The organism is Streptococcus sp. C150, from assembly GCF_000187445.1.
Lineage (GTDB): Bacteria > Bacillota > Bacilli > Lactobacillales > Streptococcaceae > Streptococcus > Streptococcus raffinosi.
In genome coordinates this window covers 101,452-103,139 of sequence record NZ_GL698449.1, presented here as the reverse complement: position 1 = coordinate 103,139, position 1,688 = coordinate 101,452, and the positions used below count along the sequence as shown (strand labels likewise).

The following is a 1,688-nucleotide window of genomic DNA, read 5'->3' as shown; positions in this document are numbered from 1 at the left end:
CCAATTCTGGGCTTGAAACCTTGGCTTCTGCCTTGATTGACGCACGACCTGTAAAGGTATAAGTGCCTGATTCTGGCAGACTTGGTTGGTCCGCTGGTTTAGCAACCGGTTTGGCTTCTGGTTTAGTTTCTGTAGCTTTAACTGTTGCAATATCAACGTAACGACGGGCACCGCTTGCTGTTACATATGAAAGCCATTGATGACCATCGGCTGTCAAAACCTTATCGTAGTTAACACTCATACCCTTGTCATAATAAGCTAATTCTGGGCTTGAAACTTTAGCTTCTGCCTTAATTGACGCACGACCTGTGAAGGTATAAGTTCCTGTCGCTGGAAGGTTGATGGCACCTGTAGTGGCTGGTTTGCTTTCAGCAGGTTTGCTGCTAGTAGCATAATCGCCACCTTCAATTCCAAAGTACTCTTCCAAGCTTAATCCTGAATCATGGATATCTTTAGCTTCTTTACCCACATAGCGGATATGCCATGCTTCTGGCATGTAGCCAGTTGAAGCTTCTTTACCTGCTTGGAAACGCACGATAAAGCCATAGTTATGTGCATTATCTTTAAGCCATTGACTAGCTCGTGCATCCTCAAGCAAGTTACCAGATTTATCAGTCAAGTCAAAGACCAAACCAGTTTGGTGTTCGCTAAATCCAGGACGAGCTGAGTAACGGTCCGCAGCTGCTTGACCATCACGGCTTACGTAGTTGTCGTAAAGAGTCTTTTGATAATCGTAAGAACGGAAACCACTGTATGAACGTCCAACATTCAAACCTTGATTAATCATATCGTCACGAAGACGAACAAAGGCTGCCTTAGCTGTTGGGTTTTCACCTGGGTTATAGTCCTTAGAAAGACCGTGTTTTTTATTGACAATAATAATATCATCGTATTTACCACGAACACTGTAATAAGAACCGTTATTAGTCAATTTCCCTGTTATATGAGATTCAGGGACTGTGGCTGTAGTTTCGGTAATATAAGTTCGTTTACCATCCAACATATAGTAAAGATGCACAGAATAGGTACCAGCATCGCCCTTGTGACTGGCTGTATCGACATGAACCTTGTAGCTACCATCTGACTGTTTATCAGCATGGTACCATGTAAGGTCATCTTGACCATTCTTATCTGACCAAATTGGAACACGAACTTCTTGAACTGTCTTGCCACCACCTGAAACATTAGTTACGACAACATCAAAGCCGTTAGACGTTTGGTTGGTAATCGTCAATTCCCCTGCTACTTGAGATTCAGGGACTGTGGCTGTAGTTTCGGTAATATAAGTTCGCTTACCATCTAACATATAGTAAAGATGCACGGCATAGGTACCAGCATCGCCCTTGTGGCTGGCTTTATCTACATGAACCTTGTAGCTACCATCTGATTGTTTGTCGGCATGGTACCAAGTAAGATCATCTTGACCATTCTTATCTGACCAGATTGGGACACGAACTTCTTGAACTGTCTTGCCACCACCTGAAACATTAGTTACGACAACATCAAAGCCATTAGACGTTTGGTTGGTGATCGTCAAATTTCCTGTTACTTGAGTTTCAGGGACTGTGGCTGTAGTTTCGGTAATATAGGTTCTCTTACCATCTAACATATAGTAAAGATGGACAGCATAGGTACCAGCGTCACCCTTGTGGCTGGCTTTATCTACATGAACCTTGTAGCTACCGTCT

At 43.1% G+C, this 1,688-nt stretch carries 1 protein-coding gene; it reads right to left on the bottom strand.

Features of this window, described 5'->3' with window-relative positions; translation table 11 throughout:
* Window positions 1-1,688: LD-carboxypeptidase LdcB/DacB (gene ldcB / locus HMPREF0848_RS00480; RefSeq protein WP_008533935.1), on the bottom strand; the 1,688-nt coding region annotated here is incomplete at both ends.